12 protein-coding genes are annotated in these 15,035 nt (G+C 45.6%); 7 read left to right on the top strand and 5 right to left on the bottom strand.

The annotated features are described in order from the left end of the window. Positions 1 to 184: 184 nt before the first annotated feature. A complete protein-coding gene (gene orn / locus Q1A86_RS09785) occupies positions 185 to 730 on the bottom strand; it encodes an oligoribonuclease (protein ID WP_299805937.1) in 546 nt (181 codons plus the stop codon). A gap of 112 nt (positions 731 to 842) precedes the next feature. Between orn and rsgA the strand changes: the two genes are divergently transcribed. From rsgA to Q1A86_RS09760, 5 genes are all read left to right on the top strand, one after another. After that, positions 843 to 1,907: a small ribosomal subunit biogenesis GTPase RsgA gene (gene rsgA / locus Q1A86_RS09780; protein ID WP_299805935.1), complete on the top strand. Its 1,065-nt coding sequence runs from the start codon at positions 843 to 845 to the stop codon at positions 1,905 to 1,907. A 158-nt stretch (positions 1,908 to 2,065) separates the two neighbouring features. Beyond that, positions 2,066 to 2,929: an archaetidylserine decarboxylase gene (gene asd / locus Q1A86_RS09775; protein WP_299805934.1), complete on the top strand. Its 864-nt coding sequence runs from the start codon at positions 2,066 to 2,068 to the stop codon at positions 2,927 to 2,929. A gap of 14 nt (positions 2,930 to 2,943) precedes the next feature. Beyond that, positions 2,944 to 3,822, top strand: coding sequence for a DMT family transporter (locus Q1A86_RS09770; protein ID WP_299805933.1), 879 nt, complete (start codon positions 2,944 to 2,946; stop codon positions 3,820 to 3,822). Positions 3,823 to 3,892: 70 nt separating this feature from the next. After that, positions 3,893 to 7,081, top strand: a complete 3,189-nt coding sequence (locus Q1A86_RS09765; protein WP_299805932.1) for a mechanosensitive ion channel domain-containing protein — start codon at positions 3,893 to 3,895, stop codon at positions 7,079 to 7,081. 24 nt (positions 7,082 to 7,105) lie between these two features. After that, the gene (locus Q1A86_RS09760; protein ID WP_299805931.1) at positions 7,106 to 7,801 is read left to right on the top strand and encodes a glycerophosphodiester phosphodiesterase family protein; all 696 of its coding nucleotides are present in this window, start codon (positions 7,106 to 7,108) and stop codon (positions 7,799 to 7,801) included. An 85-nt stretch (positions 7,802 to 7,886) separates the two neighbouring features. Here the strand turns inward: Q1A86_RS09760 and Q1A86_RS09755 are convergent, their stop codons facing one another. Next, a complete protein-coding gene (locus Q1A86_RS09755; RefSeq protein ID WP_299805930.1) occupies positions 7,887 to 8,219 on the bottom strand; it encodes a DUF3392 domain-containing protein in 333 nt (110 codons plus the stop codon). Positions 8,220 to 8,279: 60 nt separating this feature from the next. Here Q1A86_RS09755 and Q1A86_RS09750 point away from each other — a divergent pair, with 60 nt between their 5' ends. Together Q1A86_RS09750 and Q1A86_RS09745 are read left to right on the top strand one after the other, a co-directional pair. Next, positions 8,280 to 9,206 (top strand): D-2-hydroxyacid dehydrogenase, encoded by a 927-nt coding sequence (locus Q1A86_RS09750; protein WP_299805929.1) that lies wholly within the window; start codon positions 8,280 to 8,282, stop codon positions 9,204 to 9,206. 178 nt (positions 9,207 to 9,384) lie between these two features. Further along, entirely contained in the window at positions 9,385 to 9,576 is a 192-nt protein-coding gene (locus Q1A86_RS09745; protein ID WP_220758897.1) for a bacterioferritin-associated ferredoxin, read from the top strand. 111 nt (positions 9,577 to 9,687) lie between these two features. Here Q1A86_RS09745 and parC read toward each other — a convergent pair whose 3' ends face one another. The 3 genes from parC to parE all read right to left on the bottom strand — a co-directional run bounded on the left by parC (position 9,688) and on the right by parE (position 15,022). After that, the gene (parC, locus tag Q1A86_RS09740; RefSeq protein ID WP_299805928.1) at positions 9,688 to 11,955 is read right to left on the bottom strand and encodes a DNA topoisomerase IV subunit A; all 2,268 of its coding nucleotides are present in this window, start codon (positions 11,953 to 11,955) and stop codon (positions 9,688 to 9,690) included. Continuing rightward, complete coding sequence (locus Q1A86_RS09735; protein ID WP_299805953.1) at positions 11,955 to 12,998, bottom strand: PQQ-dependent sugar dehydrogenase; 1,044 nt, start codon at positions 12,996 to 12,998, stop codon at positions 11,955 to 11,957. The genes parC and Q1A86_RS09735 overlap by 1 nt, the downstream gene beginning before the upstream one ends. 137 nt (positions 12,999 to 13,135) lie before the next feature. Beyond that, a complete protein-coding gene (gene parE, locus Q1A86_RS09730; RefSeq protein WP_299805927.1) occupies positions 13,136 to 15,022 on the bottom strand; it encodes a DNA topoisomerase IV subunit B in 1,887 nt (628 codons plus the stop codon). Between the last annotated feature and the right edge of the window lie 13 nt (positions 15,023 to 15,035).

Raw genomic sequence — 15,035 nt, 5'->3', positions numbered from 1 at the left:
GACATATCGGGTTCGAACCGATGACCTATACCTTGGCAAGGTATCGCTCTACCAACTGAGCTAATGTCGCATTTCAACTTTTATCAATAATCACTAAGTTGGTGCTTAGCGAAAAGTTGAGGCCGCATTATATGAAAATTTCCCTACTCTGCAACCCTTTCTTTCAAATAATCTGACTGATCGGTTAAATAGTAAATACTTTAGCTCGATAAAACTGCAATTCGGCGATAGATTCTTCGATATCTTGCAGAGCCTGGTGAGTATTCTTCTTACTAAATCCTTCCATTGCAGTAGGCTCCCAACGACGAACCAACTCTTTAATTGTGCTTACATCAATATTTCGGTAGTGAAAGTAATCTTCAAGTGCTGGCATATACCGATTCAAGAAGCGGCGATCTTGACCAATACTGTTACCACACATAGGTGAAGCACCCGCAGGTACATATTGAGCCAAAAAGGCAATCGTCTGCTCAATCGCTTGCTCTTCATTTACCTGACTTGCTCTCACACGGTCAATAAGGCCTGACTCGCCGTGATGCTTCTGGTTCCAATCATCCATTAGAGCAAGTTGCTCATCTGATTGATGGATAGCAAAAACAGGTCCTTGCGCAATAATATTGAGCTCTTTATCTGTCACTATCGTGGCAATTTCAATAATTCTGTCAACGTCAGGCTCAAGTCCTGTCATTTCCAAATCGACCCAAATCAGATTGTTTTCATCTATAGCCATAACGCGACCTGTTATTCCTGTTAGCCTAAATTCAGGCTTTTTTATTCTAGACCGTGTATCATACTGCTTTTTTAAGCAACACAAAATCACCTTTATCATTGAAGACTAATACGTGAGTAAAAAGAAACCGCTAAGCCATGGTCAATTACGCAGAATGCGGACCAACCAAAAAAAGAAATTACAGAGCCGAGATGCAGGCGAGACGACTGACTTACAAGACAGTATGTTAGGTCCTGAGCAACAAGGCACCATTATTTCCCGCTTCGGCCAACACGCTGACGTCGAGACTGACTCTGGCCACCTTGCTCGCTGTAATATTCGCCGTAATATTAAGAGCCTAGTGACCGGTGATAAAGTTATCGTTCGTTTAGCACTGACCAGTGAGTCAGGGGCTAGTCGTATCGAAGGTATTGTTGAAGCCGTGCATCCAAGGCACTCTCAACTTTCACGCCCAGATCTTTACGACGGTGTGAAAATCATTGCAGCAAACATAGATCAGATTTTGATTGTCACTTCTGTAAAGCCAGCATTTACCACTCAGATTATTGACCGTTATCTGGTCGCGGCTGAAGATACAGGCATTGAACCTGTCATTATCTTGAATAAAGTCGACTTGATAACGCCAGAAGAAGCGCCAGAGATCGATGCAGCACTTGAGCGATACAAGAGCATTGGCTATCGGGTCTTCCGAGTGAGCAGCAAAACAGGTGAAGGTGTCGAACAACTTCACGCGCTAATGGACAACAAGGTAAACGTGTTTGTTGGACAATCTGGCGTAGGTAAGTCATCGATGATCAACGCCATGATGCCAGCTGCCGAATTAGTCACAGGTGATATCTCTGAAAACTCAGGGCTAGGTCAGCACACGACCACCACTGCAAAACTTCTGCATATTTCAACTGGCGGAGATTTAATTGACTCTCCGGGTGTGCGAGAATTCGCGCTATGGCACTTGCCCGCTGACAGGGTAGGCTGGTGTTTTGTTGAATTTAGAGATTATTTAGGTACCTGTAAGTTTAGAGACTGCAAACATTTAAACGATCCAGGATGCTCAATTACCGAAGCATTCAAAGCCGGTGAGATCACTGAAGACAGATACAATAATTATCATCGTATTATTGCAAGTCTGGATGAGCAGAGACACGCGCGTCACTTTAGAGCGGGTCCTGACGAGTAGTCAGAACTTAAAACTTAAGTAATTGAAGCAAATAGATTCAAACCAGCGATAAGCTAAGATATGAATTTTCCAACGGCAACTTATGCCGTAACACAGCCAGCGGTTTGACAAAAATAGATAAAATTCACCTCAGGTGAAAAGATTAAAGGATATTGAAATTGGATAAGATCAAAATTGCCCTGCAATATATTATGCCAAAGCATTTGCTGTCTCGCCTTGTTGGCAAGCTTGCAGCCGCAAAAATGGGCTCTGTCACTACAGCTGCCATTAACTGGTTTATCAAACAATACAAGATTGATATGACTGAAGCGGCTCAGCCTGAGGCTACCGCCTACACCACTTTCAACGACTTCTTCACCCGTGCCCTAAAGCCTGGAATTCGTCCACTATGTGAAGACAATGATTACATTGTTCATCCTGTGGATGGCGCAATCAGCCAGCTCGGTCCAATTAAAGAAGGCCGTATTTTTCAGGCAAAAGGACATGATTATTCTTCACTTGCATTGCTAGGTGATCAAGCTGATGATGCAAAGCGTTTTGAGGGTGGTGATTTTGCCACAATTTACCTTGCGCCAAAGGACTATCATCGTATTCATATGCCGATTAAAGGCACCCTGTCTAAGATGACCTATGTTCCCGGTGAACTATTCTCTGTTAATCCGTTAACAGCAGAGAACGTACCAGGCCTATTTGCTCGTAACGAACGTGTTGTGGCAATTTTCGAGACCGAAATTGGCCCGATGGCAATGGTACTGGTCGGTGCGACAATCGTAGCAAGTATCGAAACGGTTTGGGCTGGTACTGTAACACCACCAACAGGCAAGAAAGTATTCACTTGGGATTATCCAACTGAAGGTCCTAATGCTCTGACACTTGAGAAAGGTGCCGAAATGGGTCGCTTCAAGCTAGGTAGCACTGTTGTGATGTTATTCGCCAAAGATGTCCTCGATAAATTTGCCGATGGAGTAGAACCGAAGAGCGTGACGCGTATGGGTCAAGCCTTTGCAAAAATCGAAGACTAGTCTTTAAGGTATGCATGGACAATAAAAAAACAGGGCTGTTAGAACTACACTTCGCGGTACTACTTTTTGGTGGTACCGCACTATTCTCCAAGCTTATTCCCCTTAGCGCACTCGACATCACCTTACTACGCTGTGTCGTTGCTGCCACCGTGCTTGCGCTAATCGTCAAACTCAGCAAGCAGCGTCTGTCGTTAAATGCCAACAAAGACTATCTTATCGCTATAGGCCTTGGCATTATCGTCAGTCTGCACTGGGTGACCTACTTTGCCTCAATGCAGTTATCATCTGTCGCCATCGGCATGATTGCGTTTTTTACCTATCCGGTGATGACAGTGTTAGTCGAGCCGATAGTCACTAAAACTAAACTCAAATTGACAGATGTAATCAGTGGCATAGTGGTGCTCATTGGCGTGTCCTTGCTGATCCCAGAGGCAAGCCTAGGTAATGATGTCACCCTAGGAATAGCTATTGGTATTTTATCCGCCGCCCTCTTTACCGCTCGCAATCTACTGCATAAACGTTATTTCAGCGCATACAGCGGCAAGCAAGCTATGTTCTATCAGACCTCTGTCGCCGTTTTCTTTTTAGCCCCCTGGTTCAGTGTTGAACTCAGTAGCATAGAACAAAATGTATGGTGGCTGATTATTTTACTCGGGGTGGTCTTTACCGCTGCGCCCCACGCCCTGTTTACCTCGGCGTTAAGACTGCTAAGCGCAAAAACAGTAGGTTTAGTCTCCTGCCTACAACCTTTTTATGGTGCTATGCTAGCGCTAATCCTACTCGGAGAAGACTTGGCGCTAAAGACAGTTATTGGCGGAACCTTAGTTGTCGCCACAGCACTATTTGAAACTCAGCAAAGTCACAGATCGAATCGGGTAAAAAAGACTGCTTAGAGCGATTTATTTATTAGGCTAACTTGGCTACTATAACTGTGTCTTTTTTTGCCTTATTTATACTCTTATCATGCATCGTTTTTTATTGCTTCTTCTTTGCCTATTCGCCTTATCGGCCAGCGCTAACTCGCCACTTCAAATTGAAAAACGCCTAGGGCTCTCATCTACAAATACTGAGTTAACCCCACAGGAGCAGTTAAGCCTCTTACAGGACAAGAACCATGAATTAGTCCTAACAGAAAATAGTGCTCGCGAGCTATTAAATAACTATGCCGAGCATAAGCAAAACTTGCTTAACCAAATTCAAGATGCACAAAAAACATTAAACGACACTGATCAGCAGGATATAAACCAGCAGGCCTCACTCGCCTACCTACGCTTATCGGAGCTTAAAGATGTCGAAATCAGTTTAGGGCAAAAAATCAATGCGCTAATAAAGTCTCACAGCAAACTGCCTGATGCCCTAGTAAAAGCTAGGGCTGCATTACAAAAGCACAAAAAAATCCGTATTGGTGAAGAGCAAACTCTTAATAACCAGCTCATCGCCGCTCAGGGGAAGCTCTACGAGCAAGATGTTAAAACACTCGAAGCGGTATTAGCCAGCAGCCAAAAAGAGATCGACTTAAACCAGCTACAGTTAAAGTTAGTACGTGAGCAATTAGCTCAGCAAGAGCTGCTGATCGAGCGCTTAAACCAAAAGATAGTCCTGCAGAGAGAGGCTCGCACGGAAGCCGCCATTGCCGGCAGTTTATTACCTGACGACAAAACCCACGATCCCATTGCCCAAGAACTCAGCGACAGCAATTTAGTGTACGGTGAGAATTTAAAACAACTGAATCAAAAAATCAGTCTTACCCTTACTCAACAAGAAAAGGCTGAAGCCCAATATCAGGCGCAAGCCAAGCAGCTAACAACAATACAGCAGCAAATTGGCTGGATTAAGCTTAACTCGGCCTTTGGTGAACGCTTCTTACAGATGCTGCAAGCCTTACCTAAGCCACCAAATCAGGAACCGCTTCAAAGCGAAATAGCCAACACAAGACTTGCCCGGTATCAGGTTGAGCAAGCCCAGACCCTAAATAGTCAGCAAGTCACATCAATTGGTGCCGATAACTCACTGCAGGCCAAGTTGCTGTCTTCCCAAGGGCTGCTACTGCAGCAACTACTGCAGAGTTATGACCAATACCTAAGTGAGCTGGCCGACCTTAGGGTCAGTTATGAGCAGCTAAACCAGCAATATCTTACTCTTAAGAGTACGCTCAATGATCACCTATTCTGGGTTCCTAACGCTAATAGCATAGGTGGCTTATGGATCACGGATCTCCACCAGAGTATTCAGTGGATGCTACAGCAAGCCCCTTGGGGACAGATGCAAAGCTCTTTTGATGAACAAAGCACCCTATGGTCATTGTGGCTAATTCTGTTTGTCATCAGCATCATCACCCAAGATATTTTGACCCCAAAATTTAAATCGGCGATGCGCCGAGAACTACCTTTTGTTGGCAATGTGACCCAAGATAAGTTCATCTATACATTCCATGTGCTGATCAACTCGCTGGGTTACAGCCTACTCAAACCCCTGCCTTTCGTTTTGGCTGGCGGCATCTTCTATCTATCGAGCCATAACTTTGTCTCCGCCATCGGCATGGGGATCATGGCATTTGGGCTGCTGTATCAACTTTATCGCTTCATCTATCTGCTAGCGTTAGACAGAGGCCTATTGATTAATCACTTTAAGGCACCAAAAAGCATGGTTCGCTCCGGACAGGAGCGCTTTAGAAAATTCACCATTATGGCGACACCTTTTCTAGCCATCATGGCATTTACCGAAGTAATAGATACCTCCTTGGTTCGAAATAGCCTAGGTCGTGGTGCATTTATTATCTTCTGCCTTATGCTGTTTTGGTTTTACAAAGACATGCTCAGCCTATCTAACAAAGAAAATACTGCCGAGCACAGTAAGAATAAGAAGCTATTACAGAAGCTATTGTGGGCCATGCTGATTTTCATGCCCCTCGCTTGTGCCGTGTTGGCTTTTCAAGGCTACTACTACACCGCCTTCCAGATGTTCCTACAGCTGCAATTATCATTGATATTTGGTTTAGGTTTCTTGTTGCTGTTCAACTTAATCAAACGTTGGATGTTAATAGAGCGTCGCCGTATCGCCTTCGAACGAGCCAAGGCCAAGCGTGCTGAAGTACTCGCACAACGTGAAAAAGGTGAGCTGAATGTCAACGAGCAAGCCGATACCTATGAAGAGCCGATAGTCGATCTTGAAACGATCTCTAGCCAGTCTCTCGGGTTAGTGCGCTCACTCTTGCTACTGGCTTTTTTAGCCAGCATCGTCGGCTTATGGACGCAGACTCATACAGCTCTGTTCTCCTTACTCGATGGCATCACCCTCTGGTCGAGTAATACCACAATCAACGGCATAGAGCAGCAGATCCCGATAACCCTAAAGTCGCTGCTGTTATCGCTGATCATCGTAGGTTTCTCTATGATGATTGCCACCAACCTGCCCGGTCTTATCGAGCTGACAATCCTGCAAAGGCTAGATCTAAGCCAAGGTACGGGCTTCGCTTTAACCACAGTCAGTCGCTATTTAGTCGTGATGTTTGGTGTGCTTGCAGGCTTCTCCACTTTAGGTATGGAGTGGTCTAAGCTGCAGTGGCTGGTAGCAGCCCTCTCGGTTGGTTTAGGTTTCGGCTTACAAGAGATCTTTGCTAACTTTATCTCAGGTTTGATCATTCTATTTGAAAAACCGGTGCGTATTGGCGATACCGTCACCATCCGCGATCTGACCGGTACGGTGAGTAAAATCCAAATTCGCGCCACTACAATTATCGACTGGGATAGAAAAGAGATCATCGTGCCCAACAAGGCCTTTATTACCGAGCAGCTGATTAACTGGTCGTTATCAGATCCTATCACGCGAGTAATAATCTATGTCTCTGTAGCCCGAGATTCTGATCCTGCACGAGTAGAAGCCGCGCTTTATCAAGCCGTACAAGAATGTGACGATGCACTGCTCTCGCCAGAACCAGAAGTGTGGTTTGCAGGCTTTGGTCAACATACACAAGATTTCGAAGTACGCGCTTACGCAAAAGATATGGGCACACGTTGGCCGCTTAAACACAAGCTACATAAACAGATCAGCAAGAAACTGCGTGAGAACGATCTAGTGCTGGCTTATCCGCAGCTTGAAGTGCATCTTTCTTCCAATCAGAGTAAAGACGTACAGAGCTTATTGAGAACCTAAATGAAAGGCTGTTGAGACACCATTATGATAATATTTGCCCATAGAGGAGCCAGTGGTTATCTGGCGGAAAACAGCCTCGCCGCCTTTGCAAAGGCCGTAGAGCTCGGAGCCACCGCGGTTGAGCTCGACATACACCTAGTCGAAGATGAACTGTATGTGTTTCACGACAGGCGACTTGAGCCTAAAAGTACTGGGGTTGGTCTAATCGAGCAGTACACCAAGCAGGCCTTGAGTCTAATCACTATCGACGGCGAGCCAATTCCGACCTTGGTAGAAGTATTAAGCTTGCTAAAGCCGCACAATATTTTGATCAACATTGAGCTTAAAGGACTTGGCTGCCTAGAGGCCTTTATCAACCTCTACCCTAAACTTATCGGCGAGCTTGAATACGATCCGAATAAATTACTGATCTCATCATTTAACCATCCTTTCTTAGCTTGCTTTAAGCAGCAATGCCCTGACGCACTGGTGGCACCACTAATTGAAGGTATACCACTGGAGCTTGCCAATATTGTCAGTCAGCTTGATGCTTACTCCATTCATTTGGGACTAAACTTTACCACCCAAGAGATGGTTGATGACGCCCATAATCGAGGCGCCAAGGTCTATGTCTATACAGTAGATAATCTTGAGGATCTTAACATGCTAAAGCTGATGGGAGTCGATGGCGTGTTTACTAACTATCCTGACCGAGCGATTAGCTACCTCGGACTAGATTGAGATTAAATAAAGCCAGCTACAGCGGCCAAAAAGTGGCCGCTAGTTGCCCAAATTAATGAAAACAATCTACACTAAAATTAATAACTTAAACTTGTCTGTTGCGTTGTGCCCAGCTACCTATAGCAAAGAATATAGCAACAACTAGAACAAATAACCAATGGGATGGGATTTTAGCCATACTTTGCGCTAACAAAGGGCTTAAATGGATGATAATAAGCCCATAGCCAAACGCATTCACGATAACGAAAATCAGTGTGCGCAGCAGAAAAGAGCGCCCCGCAAAGTAGCGACGTAGAAAACGATTTATGTCGCCACCAAAGACAACTAAACAACAGGCTACAATTGCCGTCGAAACTTCTGGAAGCCAAGGGTAGATAAATGACCCTAAATAGTTTAAAAATTCAATAACCTTAGACATTGTATCAGGCATCACCAAGCAGGTTTAAATCTAGGTGAATGTAGAATATAGGGAGTAAGTATGGGACACAAGCTACTATTACTCACCAGAGAAAATGAGCGCTATCGTCAACTTTTAAATTCGTGTCATCTACCCAATACCACCATTTTGGACGATGACCCCAAAGGGATTTTTAATGCCGATATCTGGTTAGCCGAGCCTAAGCTTGCTGCGCCTTTGCTGCCCCATGCAGCGAACTTAAAGTGGATGCAATCAACTTTTGCTGGCGTCGATGCCTTGGTAAAACCTAGACAGCGCAAAGACTATGAGCTTACTAATGTGAGAGGTATTTTCGGACCTTTGATGAGCGAATACCTGTTTGGTTACCTGCTGGCTTACCAAAGGGAGCATAGAAAATATCGCACTCAGCAAGATCAAAAGATTTGGTTACCGGGTAGCTTCAAGACCCTGCAGGGACAAACTCTTCTCCTGCTAGGTACTGGCTCAATTGCCAAGCATATTGCTCAAACGGCTAAACACTTCGGCATGCATGTTATCGGGATCAATCGCGGTGCCAAGCCGACTAGAGGCTTCGATGAAGTCGATACTCTGGCCAACCTTGCTCGCTACCTGCCTCAAGCCGATGCGGTCGCCAGTATATTACCAAGTACCCCCGACACCCAAGGTGCCCTTAATAAGCAGACGCTATCACTACTGAAAGAAGAGGTAGTACTGTTCAATCTAGGTCGCGGCGACGTGCTCGATTTAGATGCGCTCTACCTACAATTAATCAAACACCCAGAGCAGCAAGCAATTCTAGATGTGTTTAACCAAGAGCCTTTACCTGAAGAGCACCCAATTTGGTCGCTAGACAATGTCATTATTACGCCGCATATCGCTGCGCCGAGTTTTCCTGAGCAGGTGGTCGAGATTTTTGCCGAAAATTTCCACAAATGGATTAAGGGAGAAAAGCTCTCTCACAGAGTGCACTTCGAGCGTGGCTACTAACGATAGTCGATGCTGCAAAGTATGAGGTTAATAACAATCGACCAAAATATGTGATTTAGGCACGCTTTTTAATAACTAGCTTAGGCGATACAACTGACAATTATTCCCAGCGGTTATTAGCATTGAGAATCATTTTCATTTATACTTCGGGCCATGTTCGATTTAGAGATGATATTTCATGTACGTTTGTCTTTGCCACGCAATCACAGATACCCAGATCAAAGAAGCCGTTAGCCAAGGTGATATGTCGTTAGCCGATGTTAAAAAGCGCCTAGGTGTAGCGGATCAATGTGGAAAATGTGCCAAGATGGCGACCCAGATCATCCAGAGACAAGTCGATATCGAACCTAACTTCTACGAAGTGGCTTAATTGCTCAACTCGTAGAAATAAAAAATGCAGCCAAATGGCTGCATTTTTTGTTTATCGACTAGATATTAGATAACTAAAACTAGATAACTAAGCGGCTAAATAAATCAGTCACTAAAGTACTGGTTCACCGTCACCTAGCTCTACACTGTCTACACGCTGCAAGCCACGTGGCAACTTGGCACCACGGCGGCCTCGCTCACCTCGATAGTGTTCTAAGTCACTCGGTTTCAAAGTTAGCTTACGCTTACCTGCCCATAGGGTCACTGACGTGTCTTCTGGGATCACATTCAAATGCAGCAATAACTCTTCACGGTTCTTAGCACGTTCGCCAGGAATACCGATGATCTTATTACCTTTACCCTTCGACAGCTGCGGCAGCGCATCGAGAGAAAACAGCAACATTCGACCTTCATTAGTAATAGCTAAAATCGATTGAGCCTTTGACTTATCGACTCTCTGCGGCAATAACACCTTGGCATTAGTAGGTAAGCTCAGTAGTGCCTTACCCGCCTTATTACGCGATACCATATCCTTATTCGCACAGATAAAGCCATAACCAGCATCTGAAGCTAATAGGTAGCACTGCTCCTCATCGGACAGTAATAAGTGCTCCATGGTCGCTCCGGGGGCTAGATTGAAGCGAGTGGTAATAGGTTCTCCCTGAGAGCGGGCTGACGGCAAGGTATGGGTTTCGGTGGCGAATGCTCGACCTGAGGTATCAATAAACACGCTCGGTTGATTGCTACGTCCTTGAGCCGAACGTAAGAAACTATCGCCCGCCTTATATGACAAACTCTTTCCATCAACCTCATGGCCTTTGGCACAGCGCACCCAGCCTTTTTCAGAAAGCACAACTGTAACCGATTCCGCAGGAACCAGTTCTTGATCTGTTAATGCTCTTGATTCAGTACGCTCAACCAACGGCGAACGACGCTCATCACCATAATCTTCACCGTCTCTAATCAACTCTTTCTTGATCAGCGTCTTCATACGACGCTCAGAGCTTAGCAATAGCTGTAACTTATCACGCTCTTCTTCAAGCTCGCTCTGCTCAGCCTTAATCTTAAACTCTTCTAGCTTAGCTAAATGACGCAGTTTCAAGTCAAGAATCGCATCGGCTTGCTTATCTGATAGATTGAAACGTGAGATCAATTCAGCCTTGGGATCGTCGTTATAACGAATGATCTCAATCACTTCATCGATATTCAAAAATGCAATCATCAAGGCATCTAGGATATGTAGACGCGATAAGACCTTATCTAACCGGTATTCTAAACGACGCTTGACCGTGGTCATTCTAAACTCAAGCCATTCGGTCAATAGTTCACGCAGGCCTTTCACCTGCGGACGACCATTCAAGCCAAGCACGTTAAGGTTAACTCGGTAGCTTTTCTCTAAATCTGTGGTAGCAAAAAGATGCGCCATCATCTGGTCACAGTCAACACGGTTAGAGCGCGGCACGACCACGATCCGCACTGGATTTTCGTGATCTGACTCGTCACGCAAATCCGTCACCATAGGCAACTTCTTCGCCTGCATCTGATTGGCAATCTGCTCTAAAATCTTACCACCACTGGCTTGATGCGGCAGCGCAGTAATGACGACTTCGCCATTTTCCACGGTATAAACCGCGCGGGTCTTAATCGAACCACGACCAGTTTGGTAGATCTTTGCGATATCGGCAGCCGGAGTGATAATCTCAGCTTCAGTTGGATAGTCAGGTCCAGGCACAAACTCCATCAGACGAGGCAGATCCGCCTTAGGGTTATCCAAAAGCTCAACACAGGCACCCACCAACTCTTTAGCATTATGAGGCGGGACGTCTGTCGCCATACCAACCGCGATACCAGTGATGCCGTTGAGTAAAATATGCGGCAAACGCGCGGGCAACACTAACGGCTCTTTCATGGTACCGTCGAAGTTAACACCCCAATCTACAGTGCCTTGACCTAGCTCACTAAGTAAAACTTCCGAGAACTTAGACAGTCTGGCTTCGGTGTAACGCATGGCAGCAAAGGACTTAGGGTCATCTGGAGCACCCCAGTTACCTTGACCATCAACCAGTGGATAGCGATACGAAAATGGCTGCGCCATCAATACCATGGCTTCATAACAGGCACTGTCACCGTGAGGGTGATATTTACCTAACACGTCACCAACGGTACGCGCTGATTTTTTATGTTTAGATTGAGCCGATAAGCCTAACTCACTCATGGCATAGACAATACGTCTCTGAACGGGTTTCAGTCCATCACCAATATGCGGCAATGCACGATCCATGATGACATACATGGAATAGTTCAGATATGCCTCTTCCGTGAAGCGGCGTAGAGGCATTTGCTCTACGCCATCAAGGCTTAAATCTATCGCATCACTCATTAATCATTATCCTGTGACTGATTTTTTGCTGACTCTTTATAGAACAAACGGTAGACGTTGCCCTTTAGATCATCAGAAATATACATGGCACCATCTGGTGCAGTGACCAAGGCATATGGTCTAGCGACGGGAAATTCTCCGTCTAGAAAACTCACTACGGTACTTCTTTTGGCGACTTGGCCATTTTCAATCTCTAACATCACAACTTGATAGCCGACCTTACTCGAACGGTTCCAAGAACCATTTTCGGCAACGAACATCTGATTATGAAAACGCTCAGGAAACTGGGAACCGCGGTAAAAGTGTAACCCTTTAGCCCCAACATGAGCCGGTAACTCATAGGTCGGCGACACCACTTTTAAGTTTTGAGGTTTATCGTATGCGGGCTCAATAATGTCGGTGGCATGAATATAGGGGAAACCAAAATGACTCCCCTTACGCTCGACTTTATTTATCTCATCTGGAGGCAAATTATCCCCCATCCAATCACGACCAAGATCGGCAAACCAAAGGGTGTTATCTTCAACAGCCCAGTCAAAAGCCAATACCTTGCGCACCCCACTAACGATCTGCTCGCTGTCACCAGTTGCGACATCTACTGCTATGATGCTGCTATATGGCACTTCGGTCTCACACACATTGCATGGCGCACCAATTGCGATATATAACAATCCATCAGGACCAAAATGCATGGCGCGGCGGCTTTTCTTGCTATTGCCCGGCAATCGGTCATAAACCTCTTTCGGGCGTCCAGGCCTACGCAGTCGAGACTCTATTTGGTTGAAGCGTAAGATCCGCTCCTCTTCTGCGACGTATAAAGCACCATCATGAAACGCTATTGCTTCTGGGTAATCTAAGCCTTTTGCAATCACATAACGTTTATCAACCCGACCATCATTGTTATCGTCGACCAAGGCGGTAATACTGCCTTCTCGATAAGAGCCAACAAATAAGGTGCCATTGTCACCAACCGCTAGCTGCTTGGCATCACCGAGATCGGAGGCATACAAGGTTAAACCAAATCCTTTTGACACAGTGATCATCACAGGTTCAGCAGCAAATGCGCTACAGCTAAGGATAAAGTGAGCACACAGTGCTGAGATCCCAACGGCTAATTGATTTCGATAGTTTTCAAACGTCATTATTATTCTTTTGTCTGATGATAATCTTTCATTGCCGATTAGAGCTGGGCGAGATCACCCTTTGTCTCTAGCCAAGTCTTTCTGTCACCAGAACGTTTCTTGGCTAATAGCATATCCATAAGCGCCAAAGTATCTTCGGCGTCATCTATGGTAAGTTGCACTAATCGACGCGTATTGGGATCCATCGTAGTTTCACGAAGTTGTAATGGGTTCATCTCACCCAGTCCCTTAAATCGTGTAACTTGGACTTTTCCTTTTCGTTTTTCTGCAGTAATTCTATCAAGAATACCGTTTTTTTCAGCTTCATCGAGGGCGTAAAATACGTCTTTACCTATATCGACTCGAAACAGTGGCGGCATGGCGACATAAATATGCCCCTGCTCTACCAGTACTCGGTAATGCTTCATAAACAGAGCACATAGCAAGGTCGCAATATGCAAACCATCCGAGTCAGCATCGGCGAGAATACAGATTTTGCCGTATCTCAACTCTGAAATGTCGCTGCTATCAGGGTCGCAACCAATGGCAACCGATATATCATGTACTTCTTGCGAGGCTAGCACCTGAGAGGCATCAACCTCCCAAGTATTCAAAATCTTACCACGTAGCGGCATAATCGCCTGAAACTCACGATCGCGAGCCTGCTTAGCACTACCACCCGCAGAGTCACCCTCCACTAGGAATAGCTCACCACGCATTGGATCTTGTCCGCTACAGTCGGTCAACTTACCTGGCAGCGCTGGGCCTGAGGTAATACGTTTACGCGCCACTTTCTTAGCCGCTTTTAAACGTTTCTGTGCATTATTAATACACATATCAGCTAAGGCTTCGGCCTGTTCAGTATTGGTATTTAACCAAAGGCTGAACGCATCACGTACGATGCCCGACACAAATGCTGCGCACTGTCTGCTTGAAAGCTTCTCTTTTGTTTGGCCTGCAAACTGCGGATCTTGCATCTTGATCGATAAGATAAAGGTACTGCGATCCCAGATATCTTCAGGGGTTAACTTGATACCGCGCGGCATCAAGTTTCTAAACTCACAAAATTCACGCATAGACTCGAGCAAGCCCTGCCTAAAACCGTTAACGTGAGTACCACCAAGCGGTGTAGGAATAAGGTTTACGTAACTTTCGTTAAGATAGTCACCGCCTTCAGGCAGCCAAGTAATCGCCCAATCTGCGGCCTCTAAGTTACCGGCAAAACTGCCCACAAATGGCACTTCTGGCAGTGTTGGCACACCCTTAAATGATGATCTTAAATAATCTTCTAAGCCACTTTCATAAAACCACTCTTGGGTTTCATTGGTCTGCTTATTTACGAATTTAATTCGAAGCCCTGGGCAAAGTACAGCCTTGGCTTTTAGTAAATAGGTCAATTTAGAGATCGAGAAGTTGCCCGAGTCGAAATAACTCGCGTCAGGCCAAAAGTGAACGCTAGTGCCGGTATTGCGGCGACCACAGGTACCCGTCACGTGTAAGTCTTCGACTTTTTCACCGTGTTCGAAGGCCATCTCATAAACTTCAGCATTACGTCTAACAGTAATCTCTACACGGCTTGAAAGCGCATTGACCACTGAGATCCCCACACCGTGAAGACCACCAGAGAACTGATAGTTTTTATTGGAAAACTTACCACCCGCGTGCAGCTTAGTCAGAATAAGCTCGACACCAGGGATCCCCTCTTCAGGGTGAATATCGACAGGCATACCACGGCCGTCATCGATAACTTCCAGTGAGTTATCGGCATGCAAAATAACGTCGATACGACTGGCATGGCCCGCCAATGCCTCGTCGACACTATTATCTATGACTTCCTGTCCTAAGTGGTTTGGGCGCGAAGTATCGGTATACATACCGGGGCGACGTTTAACAGGGTCGAGTCCATTTAGGACTTCAATAGCATCTGAAGTGTATTGGTTTGTCATGGCACACATATTA

The sequence above is a fragment of the uncultured Shewanella sp. genome (assembly GCF_947497935.1).
In the GTDB taxonomy this organism is placed as follows: domain Bacteria; phylum Pseudomonadota; class Gammaproteobacteria; order Enterobacterales; family Shewanellaceae; genus Shewanella.
Note: the sequence above shows the minus strand (reverse complement) of the source record. Positions and strands in the feature narration are given on the sequence as shown.

Coding starts and splice junctions, on each gene's coding strand:
- orn (WP_299805937.1), bottom strand. CDS start 730: ATGGCTATAGATGAAAACAATCTGATTTGGGTCGATTTGGAAATGACA.
- Q1A86_RS09770 (WP_299805933.1), top strand. CDS start 2,944: ATGGACAATAAAAAAACAGGGCTGTTAGAACTACACTTCGCGGTACTA.
- Q1A86_RS09765 (WP_299805932.1), top strand. CDS start 3,893: ATGCATCGTTTTTTATTGCTTCTTCTTTGCCTATTCGCCTTATCGGCC.
- Q1A86_RS09760 (WP_299805931.1), top strand. CDS start 7,106: ATGATAATATTTGCCCATAGAGGAGCCAGTGGTTATCTGGCGGAAAAC.
- Q1A86_RS09755 (WP_299805930.1), bottom strand. CDS start 8,219: ATGTCTAAGGTTATTGAATTTTTAAACTATTTAGGGTCATTTATCTAC.
- Q1A86_RS09750 (WP_299805929.1), top strand. CDS start 8,280: ATGGGACACAAGCTACTATTACTCACCAGAGAAAATGAGCGCTATCGT.
- Q1A86_RS09745 (WP_220758897.1), top strand. CDS start 9,385: ATGTACGTTTGTCTTTGCCACGCAATCACAGATACCCAGATCAAAGAA.
- parC (WP_299805928.1), bottom strand. CDS start 11,955: ATGAGTGATGCGATAGATTTAAGCCTTGATGGCGTAGAGCAAATGCCT.
- Q1A86_RS09735 (WP_299805953.1), bottom strand. CDS start 12,998: ATGATCACTGTGTCAAAAGGATTTGGTTTAACCTTGTATGCCTCCGAT.
- parE (WP_299805927.1), bottom strand. CDS start 15,022: ATGACAAACCAATACACTTCAGATGCTATTGAAGTCCTAAATGGACTC.